Origin of the sequence: Acinetobacter sp. C15 (genome assembly GCF_013420645.1) — a bacterium.
GTDB lineage: Bacteria > Pseudomonadota > Gammaproteobacteria > Pseudomonadales > Moraxellaceae > Acinetobacter > Acinetobacter indicus.
In genome coordinates this window covers 48,748-67,817 of the sequence record NZ_VOXR01000006.1, presented here as the reverse complement: position 1 = coordinate 67,817, position 19,070 = coordinate 48,748, and the positions used below count along the sequence as shown (strand labels likewise).

The following is a 19,070-nucleotide window of genomic DNA, read 5'->3' as shown; positions in this document are numbered from 1 at the left end:
CTATCTACAAGGTCGATCAAACTGAGTGTTGATCGACCTCGTTTTTTGTTGAAAACTGGAGAAGCAGAATGACGAAAAAGAAAGCGCCTTCTAATCTTTTTGCACCCGTAGTGATTGCAGGGATTACCCTTGGCTTTTTGGCCAGCGCATATAAATTTATTTTTGCCAAAACTCAAAACCAAAATCAAAACCAACCCGCCCAGAGCGCTGATGATCCGGGCGATACCGGGCAAGCTGCGACCAAAGTCGATGATGTTGTATAAATGAACAATTTTTTGCTATAGTGAAGCTTCATAAAAAAGGAATAAATATTTCATATATTTTAGATGCTTAGATTTAATCTGTATGAAATATTCAGGGAATAAAATCGACGAAAGTCTATTTGGGGAAGACCTTATGTTAAAAATTAGCTTAAAACAATCAGAACAGCCGGCAGTATTACCAAAGCATATTCAGTGCGCCGTGATGAAAATGCAGCAGACCATTTTACGTGTACAACGCCAGAATCATCTGTGCTTATTGCGCACAGATTATCTGGAATAATTCATCTACTAGTTTTATAAACCATCAGACATATTGGGCGGCGGCATGCGCTGACGCCCAGGCCCACTGGAAGTTATAACCACCTAAATGGCCCGTCACATCCAGCACCTCACCGACAAAATACAAGCCTTTCTGCTTTTTACTTTCCATGGTTTTGGAAGAAACTTCAGTGGTATCGACGCCACCTAAAGTCACCTCTGCGGTACGGTAGCCTTCGGTACCTGACGGTTTGACTTCAAAGCTGTGCAGGCGCGCTGCAATCTGCTCCAGTTTTTCATCACTCAGCTGCCCGATGGCGCTTTCCGCCTGTTCCGGCCAGATCAGCTGTTGCAGCTCTGCCACCACACTTTTCGGTAAATGTTCGGCCAGTAAGGTACGTAACAGCACTTTCGGCTGGCTGGATTTTTTGGCTTTAAAAAACTCGGCTAAATCCACGGCCGGCAGGAAGTCGATATGAAAACTTTGGCCGACATCCCAGTAATTGGACAGCTGCAGCGAACTTGGTCCGCTTAAACCGCGGTGAGTAAACAGCAAAGCTTCGGTAAAGCTGTTTAGCGTATTGGAAAGTGTGGCCTCTACGGCATTACCACTGAGGCGGGTAGTGACTTCTTTAAAACTGTCGGAAAAGGTAAACGGCACCAAGCCAGCACGGGTTGGATAGACATGATGACCAAACTGCTTGGCAATTTCATAACCGATTCCGGAACCCCCTAGCGTCGGAATGGACAGGCCGCCACTGGCGATCACCACAGATTCCGCCTGAAAATAACCTAAAGTGGTTGCGACCTGAAAACCCAAATCATCTATGGCGGTCATGGCTTTGACTTCACAGCTGGTTTTAATCTCGACCAGACCGGTTTTGTCACACTCGGCCAGCAGCATATTCAGAATGTCTTTGGCGCCATTTAAGGTAAACAGCTGCCCATGTTTACGTTCTTCATAGTCAATGCCGTATTCGCAGACCAGCCCGATAAAATCCCAATTGGTATAACGACTGAGCGCGGAAATCACAAAATGCGGATTATGTGAAATATAGTTGCTTGGCTCGACATAGAGGTTGGTGAAATTGCATTTGCCACCGCCCGACATGAGGATTTTCTTGCCAACTTTATTGGCTTTTTCCAGCACCAATACTTTGCGTCCGCGCTGGGCAGCCATATAGGCGGTCATTAAACCAGACGCACCGGCACCCAAAACTAGAACATCGTATTGATTTGCTGTTGCCATGTTGCACCGAGAGAAAATGAAAGCGGACTATTATAGACTTTATCGTTTGATGATGCCGCATTTTCCAGATTGAAATGTGCGCAGAATATTTACTTTTCCTATAAAGCAGGAATGGTCTATCAATAAACCAAATCATCGTTAGCAAGGCCACATTTTACTGTTTTAAGGTGATTTTTTACGCGGCAAAGTCGTGTTTATTTGATCTGGTTTTATTTTAAAGTTGTTTTAAATCAATATTTTAGTATTTATTAAAGGGGCATTGTTGTTCAGAATAAATAGCAATTTTTAGACATATTTTTTATGTCATGACTTTGTCTCTTGGGGAACACAATGAATAAAACATTATTAAGCCTGGCGGTAATTTTGAGTATGGCTTTCACTGGCTGCGGTGGCGGCGGTGGCAGTGACAGCAATACGGCAGCATCTTCAAATCCATCTGCACCGGCTCCTGTGACGCCAACTTCACCTGGTTCAACACCTGATACCACGCCTGTCACTGCCAGCTTGATCAATGACGTTCGCTTTGCAGATCTGGCCACCGAATTTAGTGCCCAGACTTTTGGTCTGGACAGCTGGAATCCGAAAGCGATGGTGGTGCATCAGGATATTTTGTATGTGGCCAATGACAGCGCCGAGGCAAGCATTTTGCGTTATGACCTGAAAGCCAAGCGAGTCTTGAGTTCGATCCATGCCCAGAATATTTCCGGCATTGGTCGGCCGTGGAATCGGTTGTTTGATTTAAGTGTACATAACGACCGCTTATATGCGGCTTCTTATTCGTCTAACCGGGTCGATGTCTTTGATTTAGGCTCAGGCGAACCACAATTTCTGATGTCGTTGGGAACCGGCAGTTGGTCGGGTGATCAGCACAATACCGTGGTGGTGCATCCCATGTCGGTGGCAGCGAATGATCAATATGTATTTGCCACAGATACGCATAGCCGGATTAATGTCTGGAAGCAAAGTGAGATCAGTAGCACCAATCATTTAAAAGCCAAAAAATATGCACGTTTGTCCTTGCCGAACTGTGGTTATAACTGTAGTGCGCGTTTGGAAGCTGTCGGTAATTTGCTGTATGCCAGTTTTAATAATGGCATGAGCTATGTATATGACCTGACTCATCTTGAAGAAGGCGCAACAAACGTGGCGGCGACACGACAGGAAAATGTGGGAACACGGGTATTTCATGCCGCGGATGACCAGCGTTTTTATGCAGCCCATACTTCAGGCCGGATCGACAGTTCAGCTTTACCAAATACGCAAAATCTACAGAATATTTTTCCAGCCGCAGAAGAAAGTTTTTATAAATATCGTACGGCAGGGGCGAGTACCGATCAGCAACTGGCCGGTGCCTTAGATATTCAGGTTAGTCAGGAACATTTATTCAGCCTGTTTAACGGCAAAATTGTCATGATGCCGCTTATGCGATTGCAGCAGTTCCAGTCCAATACTGCTGCCACAGTCACGGCACTCAAGCAGCAGCAGGCCCAAAGCCGCAGTTATGTGCTGCAAGATGGTGAAAGTTGGGAAACCCTGACCAATGAAAACCTGCGCCATTTTTATATGGATAATATTTTATCGGCAAATTTACAGCATCTGGGGCAAAATTACTCCAGCCTATGCGCGTGAATGGGTGATTATGATTACCAATTTTGCCTATCTGGTGAATAGCCCTGAGTTTAAACACATCTGGTTTAACCATAAAGCAGTCATGGGGCATGACTTCTTTGGCAACAAGGGCCAAGTGGTCGGAGATGGCGGTTACTTTACCGCAGCGGAGTATCAAAAATATTATGATGAGATTATGAACCGTGGCAAAGTGACGCTCGGGGTGACCACCGTGGGCGGCGGTTTAGGCGGACGAAATGTGCTGGGAGTCGATACCTGGCTGTTCTATGCGCATTATTTCAATACCAGTATTGGTATTGTGGGCCATGAGTTCGGCCATCACTGGGGCAGCCACGACAGCGCCTGGGCCAAAGGTGGCTATGGTTTACAGGAAATTAATCAGCAATTGCATCAATATTTACAGCGTAAACAGCGCTTGCCGTATATGGACCCAGAGCTGAATAAATTCCACTTAACGCCACGGGCTGAGCTCTATAACGGGGTCGCAGAAAATATGCGCCGGCCACGTCCGGATTCACATGTGAATCATCTGGAGCGCTATTTTGCCGCCAATCCATTGCCAGAGACCAATCAGCCTTAAGTTTTGATTTTCCTTCCATCCAGTTGAAACTGTATCCGCTGGATGAAAGCCCGATTGAGGACGTCACAACAGATGAACTTTGAATTTCACAGCACATACAGATCATCAACAAAACTTTCATCAGACTTTTTTATGATCTGTTTATATGAAGATGTCGAGCCTCAACTTGACGCAGTTACACTTTGATTGGCTTAACAATAAATAGAAATGTCGGCTAGACATCTATATCTGGTATCGGACTTTATAAAAAAGGAAAAAATCAATGAATCAAACCGCGGGGCTGGATCAACTCAAACAATACAACCTGATCACCTATATTCTGTATATCGTCGGCTTTTTTGTCGGTGTTACACCAATTATTGCCATTATCATGAATTATTTAAAACGCGCGGAAATGCGTGGCACCTGGCTGGAAAGTCATGTGAACTGGCAAATCAAAACCTTTTGGGTGACGCTGATTGCCTATCTGGTCGGTGCGGTTCTGACCACCATTCTGATTGGTTTTATTGTGCTGTTGCTGGCCTTTATCTGGCATATCTACCGTTTGGTGAAAGGCCTGATGGCGCTAAACAATAACCAGCCGGTATCATAAATAGACTGCACTTGAAGCTAATGCTTTAAAACGCGCGTCCCTGTAGCCCGCCAGTATGGATCAGTAAAATTTTCTGGTCTGGCCCAATTTTATCTTGATCAATCAGATCAAAGATGCCGCGCAGCATTTTGCCGGTATAAACCTGCTCCAGCGGAATATTATAACGCTGCTCAAACGACTGAATAAACTGGATTAATTCGGGTGTGGTTTTGGCATAACCGCCACAGCAATAATCATCCAGAATACGCCAGTTGCGTTTGGTCGTGAGCTGCGCGACCTCCTGAGTTAAAAAATCACCTTTTAAGGCCGAAAACCCCAGCAGTTGCTGATGTTGCTGGCTGGTCTCAATCAATCCGGCAAGTGTACCACCCGTACCGGCGGCACAGCAGATCAGGTCGAATTGCGCATCTTCCGCTGTCAGAATTTCCCGACAGCCTTGAACCGCCAGCGCATTGGTGCCACCTTCCGGAATCAGATAAAAATCGGGATATTGCTGTTGCAGGTGCTGCAAAAAATCGGGCTGATCTTTCTGGCGATAGGCATTGCGGGAGATAAATTCCAGCTGCATGCCAAATTGCTGTGCCGTGGCCAGGGTCGGGTTGAAAGGACGCTGCGCCAGTTCTTCACCGCGAATCATGCCTAAGCTCTGAAAACCAAACTTATGCGCGGCAAAAGCGGTTGCAGCAATATGATTGGAATAGGCCCCACCAAAGGTCAGCACTTTTTCAAACCCCTGTTGCCGGGCGGCCAGCAGGTTGTATTTCAGTTTAAAAAACTTGTTGCCCGAAATCTGCGGATGAATCAGATCCAGCCGCTTGATGCTGATGCGCTGGTGGCGATATTCAATGTGCTGATAAGGCACTTGCTGGGCAATAGAATCAAACATAGACAGAACGGAACGTTTTTGACAATTCTAACTGAAAACGGGGCACGGCCATCAATGATGGCTAAATAATCTTTCACGATAAAAGCCGGATCAGGCTTGCATAAAAATAGTAACTGTGCAAAAAATAAACGGATAGACTTTGCAGAAAGGGAGAATAATGATGAAAAGAATCATCTTCCTGCTTATTTTAATCCAGGGCGCTTTACTGGCGGCTTGTGACCCGACCAAAGATTTAAACCAGCCCAAAACGGAAGAAACACGCAGCATGATTATTGGCGGTGTGCCGGTGCATGATCAGGATTATCTGCTGCCCAAGCAAAAATCGAGTGTGAGGCCAGAACAGGCTGATTCATCACAGATTTATTAATATTGTATTTAATTGATCATATTGAAAAGCGCTCAGGCCTAATGGCACTTGAGCACTTTTTTTATGGCCCGTAGATTTCAGCGGATTGATTAAAATACAGAGTGAATTTTATAAGGTCAGTATAAAGATCTATAGTGAAAAATATCGTGAAAATCAAAACAACTGGTAAAAAATAGGAAGATATTCAAAGCACTTGCTTGTAAAATGCCGGCAGATCATTGTATTGGATAGGACTGTGGAATCCGTTTTTATTTTGGGATCAATTGCGCTGGCATTGATGTTGGGGGCCATGAGTCCGGGGCCAACATCAATTTATGTGGCGAAAAACTCGATTGCGATTTCACGTCAGCATGGTCTGTTTACCGCGCTGGGCACCGGTTTGGGCGCAGCCATCTTTGGTTTGCTTGCGGTGCTGGGCTTACAGGCCTTTTTACTGGCTGTGCCATCGGCTTATCTGGCCTTAAAAATTTGTGGCGGTTTATACCTGCTGTGGCTGGCATTTAAAATTATTAAACATGCCAAAGACCCGATTCAGGCCGATCATGCTGCCGGCACGCAAATGTCCTTACGCCGTGCTTTTATGACCGGTCTGATTACCCAATTGTCGAATCCTAAAATTGCCATTGTGCTGGCCAGTATTTTTACCGCGCTATTACCCAAAGAGATTCCGCTGTATTTTTATTTTGTCCTGCCTATTCTGTGTTTCTTTATTGATGCCGGCTGGTGTTCCTTGCTGGCGGTGGCACTATCGGCGGAAAAACCGCGCGCAGTCTATTTAAAGTTTAAAAAAGTGTTTGATCGTGCGGCCGGTGTGGTGATGACGGTGCTGGGTCTAAAGCTGATTTTTGGTATGAAATAGATGGCTTAAATTGTGTTGATCGTTGATCAACATATCTCAAAAAAGCCTCCGTTTTGTCGGAGGCTTTTTTATCTTAGAACATATTTTCTTCAGAATTGGCGGAAATCCGGTGGATAGATAAATCTGCGCCATTAAATTCTTCTTCCTGACTTAAACGGATGCCCATCAGCAGTTTCAGTACGCCGTAAACCAGGAACCCCCCGGCCAGCGCAATCAGAATTGCCAGCGCTGTGCCGAACAGCTGGGAGATCAGGGATACGCCCCCCATACCACCGAGCCATTGCTGCCCAAAGATGCCAACTGCCAGCCCACCAAAAGCACCACATACGCCATGCAATGGCCAGACACCAAGCACATCATCAATCTTGAGTTTATTCTGGGTATAGGTGAAGAGTTTGACAAACATAATCCCGGCGATGCCGCCAATCACAAAGGCACCGAGTGGATGTACCACATCGGAGCCGGCGCAGATGGCCACCAGACCGGCAAGTGGACCATTATGTAAAAAGCCCGGGTCATCTTTGCCTGCAATTTTAGCGGCTATTGTGCCCCCGACCATCGCCATTAAAGAATTGATTGCCACCAGTCCGGAAATGGCATCCAGACGCTGGGCGCTCATGACATTAAAGCCAAACCAGCCGACAATCAAAATCCAGGAACCCAAAGCCAGAAAAGGAATAGATGAAGGCGGATGGGCACTGATGCGACCATCTTTTTTATAGCGACCATAACGCGCACCCAGCAGAATCACCGCGGCCAGTGCAATCCAGCCCCCCATGGCATGTACCACCACCGAACCGGCAAAGTCATGGAAACTGGCACCAAAGCTGTGTGCCAGCCAGAGTTGCAGACCAAAGTTGCCATTCCAGATCAGGCCTTCGAAAAAAGGATAGATCAGGGCAACCAGAAATAATGTCGCTAAAGCTTGGGAGCGCATTTTGGCACGTTCAGCAATGCCGCCCGAGATGATTGCTGGAATGGCCGCTGCAAAGGTGAGCAGGAAGAAACAGCGCATCAGATTATAGCCATGATCGGCTGCCAAGGTATGAGCATCATGGAAAAAATGCTGACCATAGGCAATATAATAGCCTACTAAAAAATAAGCGATGGCGGAGATGGCAAAGTCAGTTAGAATTTTACTTAAGGCATTGACCTGATTTTTATGCCGAACGGTGCCGAGCTCTAAAAATGCAAATCCGGCATGCATGGCCAGCACCAGCACTGCACCAAGAAGGAGAAATAATAAGTCGATATTTGGCATTGTGCGTTCCAATTGAGTGCACGGGATCAGGAAAAGAAACTCAGTATATCGAGGCGAATAGATTGTAAAAGAGGGGCAGACTGCGGAAATTTTGATGAAGAATTTCGTGAAATGAATAAGACTCGATATAAAGCACAGTGCGGTTTTTTGCACCAAATCAAGTCTTTTTTGAACGCTGTAAAATTCAATATTATTGGCTATTTTTGAAGGATTTAAATTGATTGATACAAAGGTGTGCAGCAGTTTGTATGTTTACGGTGCATTTTGAAACAGGCTGGACTGTTTAGAAAATTTTAAAAATTAAGGCGAAAATTGCTGCGAGGGCTAATGTGGTTGCGTGTAGGAACAGAAAAAACGAAAAAAAATGGCAAAAGAGTACTGGGTTTAAAACAAAAGAACCCCATTAGCGGGGTTCTGTTTATAAAAGTGACTTAGCTCAAGAGAACTGAATTAATCAGTAAAATGTACTGGAATCCATTGATAGCTTTTACCATCTTTTGAATAAATATGGCCGATGCCCGGGAACGGTAAATGCGCGGCCGCAATAGTCTGACCGTCTTTGGCATATTCAGCAAAATGCTTTAAGCGAGTTTCGACTGCTGCTTTCGGGTCAATATCGAATTCAATGGCGGTTTCAGGTTTATCAAACTGAATGGTATGCGAATGCACAATATCACCAATAAATACCAGTTCCTGCTGCTCATGCTTTAATTTAAAACTGTAATGTCCCGGTGTATGCCCGAATGACGGTTTAAACTCGACACTACCAAAGGCCAGAGATTTATCGGAGAAGACTTTAATCTTTTTGGCTTTTTCATAAGGTGCTAAAGCCGCTTTGATTTTTTCCACCGTACCCAAAAAGCCAGCCTGTTTGTCTTTCGGTAGTTTTTTTACGGTATTGGGATTGAGCCAGAAATCATATTCAGTTTTGGCAATATGCAAGGTTGCATTGGGATAATTGGCTACACCATTATTTGAGATGCCACAGACATGGTCAGGGTGTAAATGTGTCAGAAAGACACCATTCACTTGTTCAGGCTGATGGCCTGAGGCTTTTAAATTGTTATAGATTGAACCTAAGTGATCGCCAAAACAGCTGGCTGCACCGCTATCAACCAGATAAAGCTGACTGCCGGTATTGACCAGAAAGGCATTGACGGAGGTCTGGATGCCTTTGGCTTGATCGGCATAGTATTTTTGCAGAATCTCGCTGAATTCCTGATCTGCCACACCTTTAAATTGTGAGCGGTTGAGATAGTTGGTGCCATCGAGCAGGGCGGTAATCAGATAAGGCCCAAACTGATGCTGATAATAGCCCGCGACCTGTTTTTGTTGGGGGATGGTTGGTTCAACGGCTTGGACTGTGGTGATAGTTGTGGTGCTTAAAGCGAATGCGAGGAATAGGGGTTTTAAAGTTTTCATGGGATTCTTATTGGTTTCAGGAACATATTCTATTTTTAGCACATTGTTTAAAAAATTTCTTGGTTATAAAATAAACAATTATTCGATAAGAGTACTGTATGAGAGAGCCAGAATATTCAGGAAAACCCTTAGCTTATTTAGATCAAAATATTTTAGATGGTTTTTTGAATTGTATTGAAACCGAGCCAGACTTCGTGCAAGGATTTTTAGAGCGTGTACAAGTAGTTTATTCAAATATCACACTTCAGGAAATTTATAGAGCAGGCATAAAAGATACTAAATATTCTGACGAATTTTTAGTTTTATTAGATCAATTTGATGCCATTTATATTGAAGCTGAATTTGATGAGCATTTTAAATTTACTGGGAAAATGAAGCTTTTATCAGGGTCTGCAAAAGTAATTTATGAAAATTATATTAATGAAAGCTTAAAATATGATGAATTTATTAATCCACTACAGAAACTATTTTTGCTATGTATGGTGGTGTTAAAGATTATGAGGATATGGAAAATTCACAAATAGAATCTCAATACTCTTTATTAAAATTTATTGAAGATCAAATAAATAATTTAAAAAACGAAAAAATTGATCATCCATTTTTTAACTTATTTATTCAAGAAAAAGAGAATGAGTTAGATAGTCTAAGAAAGCAGATGTCTGATTTTGAAAAGAATGTGAAAAATAATACTAATCATCTAAAGCAGATTAATACTGAAACAGATGCCCACTTAGCTTTTAGAAAAGAGTTAAAGATAAATATTGACGAAATCAATAAAATTCAAAGTCCTGATGTTTTGACAAAACTTTGGGAGACTCTTAGGAAAAGTAATTCATCATTAGACGAAATCCAATTAGATGATTTTTTGCAAATTAGAAATGTGAAACATAGCTTTGAAAAAATACATGTAATGTACACAAATCTAAATTTGATGGGCTTTAGACCAGAAAAGAAAGTAAAAAATGAGAAAAAATTTATCAGTTCTCAATCAGATATTTCACATGTAGCTTATGCGAGTTATTGCGACTATTTCATTACAAATGATGAACGTTTAGCAGATAAGAGTGATGCTATCTATGAATATTTAGAGATTCCTACTGAAATATTGAATATTCCGAAATTTTTAGATAAGTAATAGTTACAGTGATTTTGGGGCGACATGGATGTCGCCGTTCACTTGTGGTACAGGGACGTATCATCAAGTGAACAAAAGATTTTTGTTATTTTTGATCTTTCAAAAGTAAGGGAATGCCTACGCAAAGCAAATATATTTTATAAGATTAAAATGGGAGGGTGTAAATAATTCTGTGTAAATACAGTTTTAAAAGGGGCTGTGATTCAATAATCCTCTCCCTAACCCTCTCCTTTAAAAAAGGAGAGGGGGACTTAAAGGCATCAAAAAGCCCCTACAACGTAGAGGCTTTTTTCATCTTAATCTAACAATTAAGACACTTTATCACCCGGTTTAGCACCAGATTCAGGTGAAATCACCCAAACACCATCGCCATTACCCGCAGCGAGTACCATACCGTTTGAAATACCAAAACGCATTTTACGTGGTGCAAGGTTTGCCACCATCACCACCAATTTGCCTTTTAAGTCTTCAGGCTTATAGAACTCACGAATACCGCTAAATACGTTACGTGGCTCAGCTTCACCCACATTTAACGTCAATTGAAGAAGCTTGTCAGAACCCTCAACGTGAGCTGCTTCTAAAACTTCAGCCACACGTAGGTCAACTTTCATAAAATCATCAATATTAATGATTTCAGCTTCACCGACTTTCGGTTCTGGCTTTTTCTCAGCTTTCTTCTCTTTTTTCTTCTCAGCTTTTGGCGCTTCAGCAGGCGCAGCCAAAGAATCTTTAGAGGCATCGACCATCGCTGCGACTGCTTTCGGGTCAACACGTTGCATGAGCGGTTGGAACAATGCAATTTCATGTGCAAGCAGAATCTGCTGACGCGATGCAAAGTTAAAGCTGTCTAACTGTAAGAACGCTTGAACTTGTTCTGCCAATGTTGGAAGTACAGGTGAAAGATAAACCGCCAATTGACGGAATAGGTTGATCCCGACAGAACACACATCATGCACTTGCTGTTCTTCGCCTTCAATTTTCGCAAGCGCCCAAGGCTTTTTCTCATCAATGTATTGATTGGCTTTATCAGCAAGCGCCATGATTTCACGAATCGCTGTTGAGAATTCACGTGCTTCGTATGCTTGCGCGATTGAATCACCAGCGTCAATAAAGCTTTGCACCAGTTCAGGCTCGGCACAGGTTGCACTTAATGTGTTATCAAACTTGGTGTTAATAAATTTGGCACAACGACTGGCAATATTGACCACTTTACCCACCAGGTCAGAGTTTACTTTCTGCACGAAATCATCCAGATTCAGGTCAGAATCTTCAACTTTATCAGACAGTTTAGATGCGAAGTAATAACGCAGATATTCCGGATTCAAGTGCTGTAAATACGTTTCCGCTTTAATAAACGTACCGCGAGATTTCGACATCTTCTGGCCGTTTACAGTCAAGAAACCGTTTACAAATAAACCGGTTGGGGTGCGGTAGTTGGCACCTTCCAGCATTGCTGGCCAGAACAGCGCGTGAAAATAGACAATATCTTTACCAATAAAGTGATAGACCTCATTGTCAGAATCTTTTTTCCAGTAATCATCAAAATTCAGGTCTGGACGTTTGGTTTTGACGTAGTTTTCAAAGCTCGACATATAGCCAATAGGTGCATCAACCCAAACGTAGAAATATTTATTTGGCGCATCCGGAATTTCAAAGCCGAAGTAAGGTGCATCACGGGAGATGTCCCAATCGTTCAGGCCATTGTCAAACCATTCATCTAACTTGTTGGCAATTGATACCGGCAAACGGCCTTCATCACGGGTCCATTTTTGCAGGTATTCACCAAAGTTTGGCAATTTAAAGAAGTAGTGATCCGATGATTTTTCAATCGGCGTGGCACCGCTTAACGTCGATTTCGGATTTAACAGTTCAGTGGCGTTATACGTGGTTCCGCAGACTTCACATGAGTCGCCGTACTGATCTTCGGCTTTACATTTCGGGCAGGTGCCTTTAATGAAACGGTCCGACAGGAACATGCCTTTTTCCGGGTCGAACAGTTGTGTCACAGGACGTACGGCAATATTGCCGGCATCACGGTTCTTGATATAAATTTCTTGCGCGCGTGCCTTGTTGGTGTCGCTATGGGTGGAATCATAATGATCAAAATCGACCTTAAAGCCGGCAAAGTCACGCATATGTTCGGCCTGAACATTGGCAATCTGCTGTTCTGGTGAAATACCGTTGGCTTCAGCACGTAGCATGATGGCGGTACCGTGAGCATCATCCGCACAGACATAAGTCACTTCATAGCCCATTGCACGCATGGCACGAACCCAGATATCTGCCTGGATATAACCGAGTAAGTGGCCCATATGGATTGGACCATTGGCGTATGGAAGGGCGTTGGTGACTAAAATTTTACGCACGGATTAACTCTCTCATTCGTGTTCATTATGCAATGTCCGCGATTTTACCTTAGATGATGCAGGCTTGCACAAGGGAATCGGTGAATTCTTTTCAGGACCGGATAAAATCTGCATTTCTGTGCCGAAAAAACAGAAAAAACCAAGTCTTTGACTAAGATTTATAATTCCTGTGGCTGCACTGGCTTAACCTTCGTTTAAATACCCGTTAAACTAGGGCATTCGGTTGTATATCCAGATTTGGAGTAACTTTATGTCGTGGCTTTCTTCACTAAAATCGGTCTTTGCTCCTGCACAGGAGGTGAAAGAGGAAGAAATCCAGAAGGTACTGCAAAACTATGTACTTCCTGCTTCCCAAAACGCACTCAAAGAGCGTATTTCTCAGGTCAATGTACAGGGACGCATCCTGCAATTAACCATCAATACCTATCCGGAAGAAAAACAGTATTTGCAGCAGATTCATGATGATCTGGCCGATGCACTCGAGCAATGCGGCATCAAGGAACTGAATCTGCATGTGGTGCAGCAAAAAACCGGAGCGAAAAAAGAGGGTGGCTGTGGTCATCACCATGCCGAAGGGGAAAGCTGTTCCAGCAAACCACAAGCTGCAGCAAAATCCAGTCTGCCACCTGTGGTCGATGCTTCGGCAAGTTCAGATGCGCTCAAGCAAGCCAATGCCAACTATCAACCCCAGCAAGAAGAAGCGCCAATTCAAAAAGCTGCACCGCAGCAGCGTGATGTGCCAAAACATCCACGTATTCAAAACGTAATTCTGGTGTCGTCCGGTAAAGGCGGGGTTGGAAAATCAACCACTACCGTTAATCTGGCCTTGGCGATGCAACAGCTGGGTCTGAAAGTGGGTGTATTGGATGCCGATATTTATGGCCCGAGTATTCCAACCATGCTCGGCAATGCCGGCCAAACCCCGATGATTGAAGCCGAGCATTTTGTGCCGCTAGATGCCTATGGGATGGCGGTGCTGTCGATTGGTCATTTAACTGGTGATCATAATACCCCGGTGGCTTGGCGTGGACCAAAAGCTACGGGTGCCCTGATGCAGTTATTCAATCAGACCTTGTGGCCAGATTTAGATGTACTGGTGATTGATATGCCGCCGGGAACCGGTGATATCCAGTTAACCCTGGCGCAGCGTATTCCGGTCACGGGTGCCGTAATTGTCACTACACCGCAAAACGTAGCCTTAATGGATGCGACCAAAGGCATTGAGCTGTTTAACCGTGTACAGATTCCGGTGATAGGTGTGATTGAAAATATGTCGACGCACATCTGTTCTAACTGTGGTTTTGAAGAGCAAATTTTTGGGACCGGTGGTGGCGATCAACTGGCCGAGCAATACGATATTCCATTACTGGGCCGTTTGCCGCTGAATGTACAGATTCGTGAAAATGCCGATGCCGGTAAACCGTCTGTGATTGCCGAAGATGATGCAGCCGACAGCTATCGGGAAATTGCCCAGAAAATCATGGATAAACTGCCAAAAGCAGACAAAGACCAGAACCGGATTTTTTAATTCTGTAATGTAGTGAATAGAAAAAAGCCCAATCTTCAGATTGGGCTTTTATTTTAGGCAGATGATAAACCGGATGGCGTCGATTTTTGCTTTCTGGCTTGCAGCACATTAACAGCCACTGCAATCACCACCATGATGGTACCGGCAATATCGGTATAGGTTTCCGGAATAATCATCATTAAGGCACCCACCCCCATGAAAATTCGCCAGAACCAGTTTAAACCGGTTTTGAAATAGCCCTCGACCGCCGCGCCCAAGGCTAGAATCCCAATAACCGAAGTCACGGTAATGCTGACAATGGTGGTCCAGGCCGGGAAGGCAAATTCACGCGCATTAACGGCCACATTGGTGGTATCAATCATCAGCATGGCCGGGTTATATACAAACAGGAACGGCACAATAAAACCGGCCAGTGACAGTTTCAGTGCCTGAAAACCGGTCCGCATCGGGTCACCGCCAGCAATCCCGGCACCGGCAAAGGCGGCTAGCGCCACCGGCGGGGTGATATTGGCAAACAGACCAAAATAGAACACAAACATGTGCGCCACCAGGGTCGGAATATCAAAATGGGCCAAAGCCGGCGCAGCCATAGTCGCGGTAATGATATAGGCCGGAATTGAAGGCAGGCCCATGCCCAGAATCATGGAGGCCAGCATGGTAAAGAACAGGGTCAGGAACAGGCTGCCCGCACCAATACTCATAATGGATGAGGTCATGACAGTACCAAAACTGGTCAGGCTGACCACCCCAATAATAATTCCGACCACCGCACAGGCTGCCATCACCGATAAGGACTGCCGGGCACCATCGGCCAGGGCATCCAGAATTTCCCGAATTCCCATGCGGGTGGATTTTCTAAAGGCTGCCACAATAACCGTAAGTACAATGGTATATACCGCGGCATAACTGACCGGAATTGACTGGAACAGGAAAAACACCAGCGCCACAATCGGAATCAGCAAATGTCCGCGCTCTTTTAGCACTTCTTTAACCCGGGGCAAATCTGCTTTGGGTACCCCTTTTAGGTTGTCTTTCCCGGCACGAAAATGGACTTGGGCCATCACGCCTAAATAATACAACAGCGCCGGCAGGGTCGCGGCTAGGGCGATGGTGCCATAACTGACGCCGGTAGTTTCCGCCATAATAAAGGCACTGGCGCCCATCACTGGCGGTAAAATCTGTCCGCCGACCGAAGCACTGGCTTCCACCGCGCCGGCAAAATTTTTGTGATAACCAATCTTTTTCATTAGCGGGATGGTAAAGGAACCGGTACCGACCACATTGGCCACTGCTGTACCATTAATACTGCCCATAAAGCCACTGGAAATAACCGCCACCTTGGCCGGGCCACCCTGTTTATGCCCGGCCAGGGCCATGGCCAGATCATTAAATAATTTGCCCATCCCCGATTTAGCCAGAAAGGCGCCAAATAAAATAAACAGGAAAATGAAAGTCACCGATGCGCCAATCGCCGATGAATACAGGCCTTCGGTTTTCAGATACATCTGCCCGAAAATATCACTCACGGTATAAGGCCGGGTCAGCAACCGTTCTGGCATCCAGTTAAAATGACTGATAAAAGGATAAGCTAGGAAAATCAGCCCGAGAATGGGCAACATCCAGCCCATGACCCGTCGTGCTGCTTCCACTACCAGCACCACGGTCATAATTGAAAACACAATATCCAGTACATTGGGAATCCCGCCGCGGGTGGTCATAATGGCCTGATATTCTTTCCATAAATATAAAAATGAAGCGAGAGAGGCGAGGGCCAGAATCCAGTCGAACCAGACCACATGCTGGCGGGAACTGGACTGTCGTGCCGGATAAAGTAAAAACACCAGTACCAGACCAATGGCCACGTGCGCCGAGCGTTGTAGCAGTTCTGGAAGCGGGTTAAAGGTAATAAACAGATGAAACAGCGAATAGCTGATGGCAATCGCGGCAATAAACCAGCTGACCGATTTGCTGCGAGGCTGACGCGTGACCGATTCCCGGTCAAATTTTTCCAGCAGGGCCTGCTGTTCTTTTTCATCCAGCTGTTCAATGGTTACTTTTTCTTGTTGTGTCATACGCAGTCTCCTTGACCCCACCATTTCCAGAACGGTCGTTGCTGTACCGAAAAATGCACCACCGTGTAATCAGGAAAATCTTCGGCTATGGGCCAGCGTTTCTGATTGATCTGGAGCTGTCCTTGCATACGGCGTGAAATGGTCCAATGTAATTCTTTTAAATGATGATTGACCTGCATACGTACCTGGCCATTGGCTTGGCGCAGCACAGGATAATGATCCGGTGTACCGGCACCAAAGGACACCAGGTCGGTATGCGTTAAAATAAAATGCTGATCTTCACGCTGATAATGTTCCTGCCAGCGGGTTTTTTCTACCGAATGTTGCCACTGCAACTGAAACTGTTGCGGGCGAATCACACAGCTGGTGTTAGGACCTTTGTGACTCTCTTCAATCTTGACCAGGGTATAACTTTGCGGAAACCACAAGCCGAGCAGGATGATCAGCATCAACAGAAAAAGTGCAGCCCAAACTGCACTTTTATAGCTGAACATTAAGGTGCTGCCACCTCATCATAATAACGTTTCGCCCCTGGGTGCAGCGGTGCAACCAGACCTTGCTGGGCTTTTTCCAGAGTAATATCGGTAGCGGCCTGATGGGCATTGGCCAAATTGCCTAAATTGTCAAAGAAGGTTTTGGTCAGCTTATACACATCATCTTCAGACAGGTCGGAACGTACCACCAAGGCATTCATAATGGCCGCGGTCTGCACATCTTCTGCATTGCCATACGTGCCTTTTGGAATTGCCATTGGCAGGAAGTAAGACTGGTTCTGGGCAATCTGTTTGACTTTGTCTGCATTAATACTCACCAGTTGCAGATCAAAACTCTGCTGTAGTTCCATCAATGATGAATTTGGAATACCACTGGTCAGGAAGGCCGCATCCAGTTTGCCACCTTTTAAGGCATCGGCGGCTTCGGCATAGCCCAAGTAATCGACTTTGACATCGTCATAGCTAATCCCAAAACCATTCAGCAGGGTACGCGCATTAACTTCCACCCCGGAGTTTTGTGCGCCCACGGCAATACGTTTGCCTTTTAAATCTTCAATAGAGCGAATCCCGGATTTTTTTGAAGCCACAATCTGCACGTAGTTAGGATATAAAGCCGCAATTTGCTGCACATTGCCAATTTTATCTTTAAAGCTGCCTGTGCCCTGAATGGCTTCGGTCAGACTGTCACTCATCACAAAAGCCATTTCGACTTTATTCTGTTTTAGCAGATTCAGGTTTTCAACCGAAGCGCCGGTGGTCTGGGTTTTGGAATTAACGCCGTAGGTTTTGTTATACAGTTCGGCCAGACTGGTCCCGATCACGTTATAGGGACCGGAGGCACCACCCGTGGCAATACTGACAAAACGGGTTTGCAGTTTGTCGGCAGCAGCGGTACTGCTTTGTGGATCGGCCTGGGTGTTATTCTGGCCCGGATCATTGGAACAAGCACTTACACTAGCTAAGGCCAGCGTCAGCAAGGTCAGTTGCGTCCATTTTTTCATTGACTTCTCCTGTGATTATTATCGTCATCCATTGTTGAAATATTGAAAGATTTCAAACTTAAAGCTGATTCTGGTTATTCTGGTTAAGGCAGCTTGTTGAGTTAAAAATTAACTGAATAATTTGAACTTGAACAGTTTTTTTACGCATTTATACAATTGGGGGAGAGTAAAAATGGACTAAAAACCCTTGATACATTAGAGATGAACGGCCCAGTTTTGATGACTGTTATATATTCTTTAATATGTTTTTAAGCTTATGATAATTAATGATAAATATATTGTAATTGACTGTATTTTTAGTTGAGGAATTTATCTGTTTTGCTGCACAATGAGGCCAGTTACAATTTATTTTTTGCCTATGCCTTGCAACTCCATTACATTTGCAGCATTCGCGCATGAGGCTGGCTATGATTTCATGGTTTTTTATTGGTTTGGTGATCACCATCTTGTTGACACCTGGTCCAACCAACACCTTGCTGGCCTCTTCCGGAATTCAGGTCGGCATCCGTAAATCTTTTCATTTAATTCCCGCTGAAGCCTTTGGTTATCTGATTTCCATTACCCTGTGGGGCATACTAATCGGGCAGGTGTCGAGCCAGTTACCGTTATTGCCTACTGTACTAAAACTGTTTAGTGCGGTTTATATCATTTATCTGGCCATCAAGTTGTGGCGTACTGCCAATGTCGAACAGCAGTTTCAGCAGCCGACCATTCGTGCACGTGAACTGTTTGTGGCCACTTTACTAAATCCGAAGGCCTTGCTGTTTGCTTCTGCAATTTTTCCGGCCATCGCCTGGACCAGCGCCGCACATTATGTGGCACATATTCTGATGTTTCTGATCCTGATTATTCCCATTGCATTTTTCTGGACCCTGATTGGTTCCTTTTTGGCCAGCAATAAAATCCGCTGGCTTAATCCGGCCAATCTGCAAAAAACAGCATCCTTGCTGCTGTTCAGCTTTTCAATTCCGTTAAGTTATTCGGCGCTTTTAAGGCTTTAAATGACCCATCTACAGCAGGCAGAAAAGTCGACGTCATGCCTGCTTATTTCCATTGGTGCCGATTTCAGTTAAAGTACAGCGCAGTAAAACATTCGCTTTTGGATAGA

At 44.8% G+C, this 19,070-nt stretch carries 19 protein-coding genes; 11 read left to right on the top strand and 8 right to left on the bottom strand.

Features of this window, described 5'->3' with window-relative positions; translation table 11 throughout:
• Nucleotides 1-68: 68 nt before the first annotated feature.
• Both FTT63_RS04050 and FTT63_RS04045 read left to right on the top strand, forming a co-directional pair.
• Nucleotides 69-263: a hypothetical protein gene (locus FTT63_RS04050; protein ID WP_180192007.1), complete on the top strand. Its 195-nt coding sequence runs from the start codon at nt 69-71 to the stop codon at nt 261-263.
• Nucleotides 264-396: 133 nt separating this feature from the next.
• Nucleotides 397-543: a hypothetical protein gene (locus FTT63_RS04045; RefSeq protein ID WP_016659361.1), complete on the top strand. Its 147-nt coding sequence runs from the start codon at nt 397-399 to the stop codon at nt 541-543.
• Nucleotides 544-567: 24 nt separating this feature from the next.
• Here FTT63_RS04045 and FTT63_RS04040 read toward each other — a convergent pair whose 3' ends face one another.
• A complete protein-coding gene (locus tag FTT63_RS04040) occupies nt 568-1,770 on the bottom strand; it encodes an NAD(P)/FAD-dependent oxidoreductase (protein WP_168395417.1) in 1,203 nt (400 codons plus the stop codon).
• A gap of 330 nt (nt 1,771-2,100) precedes the next feature.
• Between FTT63_RS04040 and FTT63_RS04035 the strand changes: the two genes are divergently transcribed.
• The 3 genes from FTT63_RS04035 (at nt 2,101) to FTT63_RS04025 (ending at nt 4,571) form a co-directional block, all read left to right on the top strand.
• Complete coding sequence (locus FTT63_RS04035; protein WP_180192006.1) at nt 2,101-3,399, top strand: YncE family protein; 1,299 nt, start codon at nt 2,101-2,103, stop codon at nt 3,397-3,399.
• A gap of 10 nt (nt 3,400-3,409) precedes the next feature.
• Nucleotides 3,410-3,979, top strand: a complete 570-nt coding sequence (locus FTT63_RS04030) for a hypothetical protein (RefSeq protein ID WP_104484250.1) — start codon at nt 3,410-3,412, stop codon at nt 3,977-3,979.
• Between the two features lie 262 nt (nt 3,980-4,241).
• Nucleotides 4,242-4,571 carry a hypothetical protein gene (locus tag FTT63_RS04025; protein WP_104499095.1) on the top strand — a complete coding sequence of 110 codons (330 nt, stop codon included), beginning with the start codon at nt 4,242-4,244 and terminating at the stop codon, nt 4,569-4,571.
• 25 nt (nt 4,572-4,596) lie between these two features.
• On the opposite strand, the gene FTT63_RS04020 is transcribed toward FTT63_RS04025, so the two are convergent.
• Nucleotides 4,597-5,457 carry a 1-aminocyclopropane-1-carboxylate deaminase/D-cysteine desulfhydrase gene (locus tag FTT63_RS04020; RefSeq protein ID WP_180192005.1) on the bottom strand — a complete coding sequence of 287 codons (861 nt, stop codon included), beginning with the start codon at nt 5,455-5,457 and terminating at the stop codon, nt 4,597-4,599.
• A gap of 160 nt (nt 5,458-5,617) precedes the next feature.
• On the opposite strand from FTT63_RS04020, the gene FTT63_RS04015 reads away from it, so the two are divergent.
• The gene (locus tag FTT63_RS04015; RefSeq protein WP_127798633.1) at nt 5,618-5,824 is read left to right on the top strand and encodes an NF038215 family lipoprotein; all 207 of its coding nucleotides are present in this window, start codon (nt 5,618-5,620) and stop codon (nt 5,822-5,824) included.
• Nucleotides 5,825-6,059: 235 nt separating this feature from the next.
• Complete coding sequence (locus FTT63_RS04010; protein WP_104473084.1) at nt 6,060-6,683, top strand: LysE family translocator; 624 nt, start codon at nt 6,060-6,062, stop codon at nt 6,681-6,683.
• Nucleotides 6,684-6,756: 73 nt separating this feature from the next.
• On the opposite strand, the gene FTT63_RS04005 is transcribed toward FTT63_RS04010, so the two are convergent.
• Both FTT63_RS04005 and FTT63_RS04000 read right to left on the bottom strand, forming a co-directional pair.
• A complete protein-coding gene (locus tag FTT63_RS04005) occupies nt 6,757-7,944 on the bottom strand; it encodes an ammonium transporter (RefSeq protein ID WP_127798629.1) in 1,188 nt (395 codons plus the stop codon).
• A gap of 450 nt (nt 7,945-8,394) precedes the next feature.
• Entirely contained in the window at nt 8,395-9,366 is a 972-nt protein-coding gene (locus FTT63_RS04000; RefSeq protein ID WP_180192004.1) for an MBL fold metallo-hydrolase, read from the bottom strand.
• Nucleotides 9,367-9,464: 98 nt separating this feature from the next.
• Here FTT63_RS04000 and FTT63_RS15735 point away from each other — a divergent pair, with 98 nt between their 5' ends.
• Both FTT63_RS15735 and FTT63_RS15730 read left to right on the top strand, forming a co-directional pair.
• A complete protein-coding gene (locus tag FTT63_RS15735; RefSeq protein ID WP_227554647.1) occupies nt 9,465-9,890 on the top strand; it encodes a hypothetical protein in 426 nt (141 codons plus the stop codon).
• On the top strand, nt 9,872-10,501 hold the full coding sequence (locus FTT63_RS15730; protein WP_227554648.1) for a hypothetical protein: 630 nt from the start codon (nt 9,872-9,874) through the stop codon (nt 10,499-10,501). The genes FTT63_RS15735 and FTT63_RS15730 overlap by 19 nt, the downstream gene beginning before the upstream one ends.
• A gap of 308 nt (nt 10,502-10,809) precedes the next feature.
• Here FTT63_RS15730 and metG read toward each other — a convergent pair whose 3' ends face one another.
• Complete coding sequence (gene metG, locus FTT63_RS03990) at nt 10,810-12,867, bottom strand: methionine--tRNA ligase (RefSeq protein ID WP_180192003.1); 2,058 nt, start codon at nt 12,865-12,867, stop codon at nt 10,810-10,812.
• 250 nt (nt 12,868-13,117) lie between these two features.
• On the opposite strand from metG, the gene apbC reads away from it, so the two are divergent.
• Entirely contained in the window at nt 13,118-14,395 is a 1,278-nt protein-coding gene (gene apbC / locus FTT63_RS03985; RefSeq protein WP_127801598.1) for an iron-sulfur cluster carrier protein ApbC, read from the top strand.
• A gap of 53 nt (nt 14,396-14,448) precedes the next feature.
• Here the strand turns inward: apbC and FTT63_RS03980 are convergent, their stop codons facing one another.
• The 3 genes from FTT63_RS03980 to FTT63_RS03970 are packed head-to-tail and all read right to left on the bottom strand — an operon-like array spanning nt 14,449 to nt 17,962.
• The gene (locus FTT63_RS03980; protein WP_127801597.1) at nt 14,449-16,467 is read right to left on the bottom strand and encodes a TRAP transporter permease; all 2,019 of its coding nucleotides are present in this window, start codon (nt 16,465-16,467) and stop codon (nt 14,449-14,451) included.
• Entirely contained in the window at nt 16,464-16,961 is a 498-nt protein-coding gene (locus tag FTT63_RS03975; protein WP_127798619.1) for a DUF1850 domain-containing protein, read from the bottom strand. Before FTT63_RS03975 ends, FTT63_RS03980 begins: the two co-directional genes overlap by 4 nt.
• The gene (locus FTT63_RS03970) at nt 16,961-17,962 is read right to left on the bottom strand and encodes a TAXI family TRAP transporter solute-binding subunit (protein ID WP_127798616.1); all 1,002 of its coding nucleotides are present in this window, start codon (nt 17,960-17,962) and stop codon (nt 16,961-16,963) included. Before FTT63_RS03970 ends, FTT63_RS03975 begins: the two co-directional genes overlap by 1 nt.
• Before the next feature lie 407 nt (nt 17,963-18,369).
• On the opposite strand from FTT63_RS03970, the gene FTT63_RS03965 reads away from it, so the two are divergent.
• The gene (locus FTT63_RS03965) at nt 18,370-18,963 is read left to right on the top strand and encodes a LysE family translocator (protein ID WP_127798614.1); all 594 of its coding nucleotides are present in this window, start codon (nt 18,370-18,372) and stop codon (nt 18,961-18,963) included.
• Nucleotides 18,964-19,070 lie beyond the last annotated feature (107 nt).

Excerpts from the sequence above, each read along its gene's own strand:
- FTT63_RS04050 (WP_180192007.1), top strand. The coding sequence starts at position 69 with ATGACGAAAAAGAAAGCGCCTTCTAATCTTTTTGCACCCGTAGTGATT.
- FTT63_RS04005 (WP_127798629.1), bottom strand. The coding sequence starts at position 7,944 with ATGCCAAATATCGACTTATTATTTCTCCTTCTTGGTGCAGTGCTGGTG.
- FTT63_RS03965 (WP_127798614.1), top strand. The coding sequence starts at position 18,370 with ATGATTTCATGGTTTTTTATTGGTTTGGTGATCACCATCTTGTTGACA.
- FTT63_RS04000 (WP_180192004.1), bottom strand. The coding sequence starts at position 9,366 with ATGAAAACTTTAAAACCCCTATTCCTCGCATTCGCTTTAAGCACCACA.
- FTT63_RS04020 (WP_180192005.1), bottom strand. The coding sequence starts at position 5,457 with ATGTTTGATTCTATTGCCCAGCAAGTGCCTTATCAGCACATTGAATAT.
- FTT63_RS04035 (WP_180192006.1), top strand. The coding sequence starts at position 2,101 with ATGAATAAAACATTATTAAGCCTGGCGGTAATTTTGAGTATGGCTTTC.
- FTT63_RS04030 (WP_104484250.1), top strand. The coding sequence starts at position 3,410 with ATGATTACCAATTTTGCCTATCTGGTGAATAGCCCTGAGTTTAAACAC.
- FTT63_RS03970 (WP_127798616.1), bottom strand. The coding sequence starts at position 17,962 with ATGAAAAAATGGACGCAACTGACCTTGCTGACGCTGGCCTTAGCTAGT.
- FTT63_RS03975 (WP_127798619.1), bottom strand. The coding sequence starts at position 16,961 with ATGTTCAGCTATAAAAGTGCAGTTTGGGCTGCACTTTTTCTGTTGATG.
- FTT63_RS15730 (WP_227554648.1), top strand. The coding sequence starts at position 9,872 with ATGGAAAATTCACAAATAGAATCTCAATACTCTTTATTAAAATTTATT.
- FTT63_RS03980 (WP_127801597.1), bottom strand. The coding sequence starts at position 16,467 with ATGACACAACAAGAAAAAGTAACCATTGAACAGCTGGATGAAAAAGAA.
- FTT63_RS15735 (WP_227554647.1), top strand. The coding sequence starts at position 9,465 with ATGAGAGAGCCAGAATATTCAGGAAAACCCTTAGCTTATTTAGATCAA.
- FTT63_RS04025 (WP_104499095.1), top strand. The coding sequence starts at position 4,242 with ATGAATCAAACCGCGGGGCTGGATCAACTCAAACAATACAACCTGATC.
- FTT63_RS04015 (WP_127798633.1), top strand. The coding sequence starts at position 5,618 with ATGAAAAGAATCATCTTCCTGCTTATTTTAATCCAGGGCGCTTTACTG.
- FTT63_RS04040 (WP_168395417.1), bottom strand. The coding sequence starts at position 1,770 with ATGGCAACAGCAAATCAATACGATGTTCTAGTTTTGGGTGCCGGTGCG.
- FTT63_RS04045 (WP_016659361.1), top strand. The coding sequence starts at position 397 with ATGTTAAAAATTAGCTTAAAACAATCAGAACAGCCGGCAGTATTACCA.
- apbC (WP_127801598.1), top strand. The coding sequence starts at position 13,118 with ATGTCGTGGCTTTCTTCACTAAAATCGGTCTTTGCTCCTGCACAGGAG.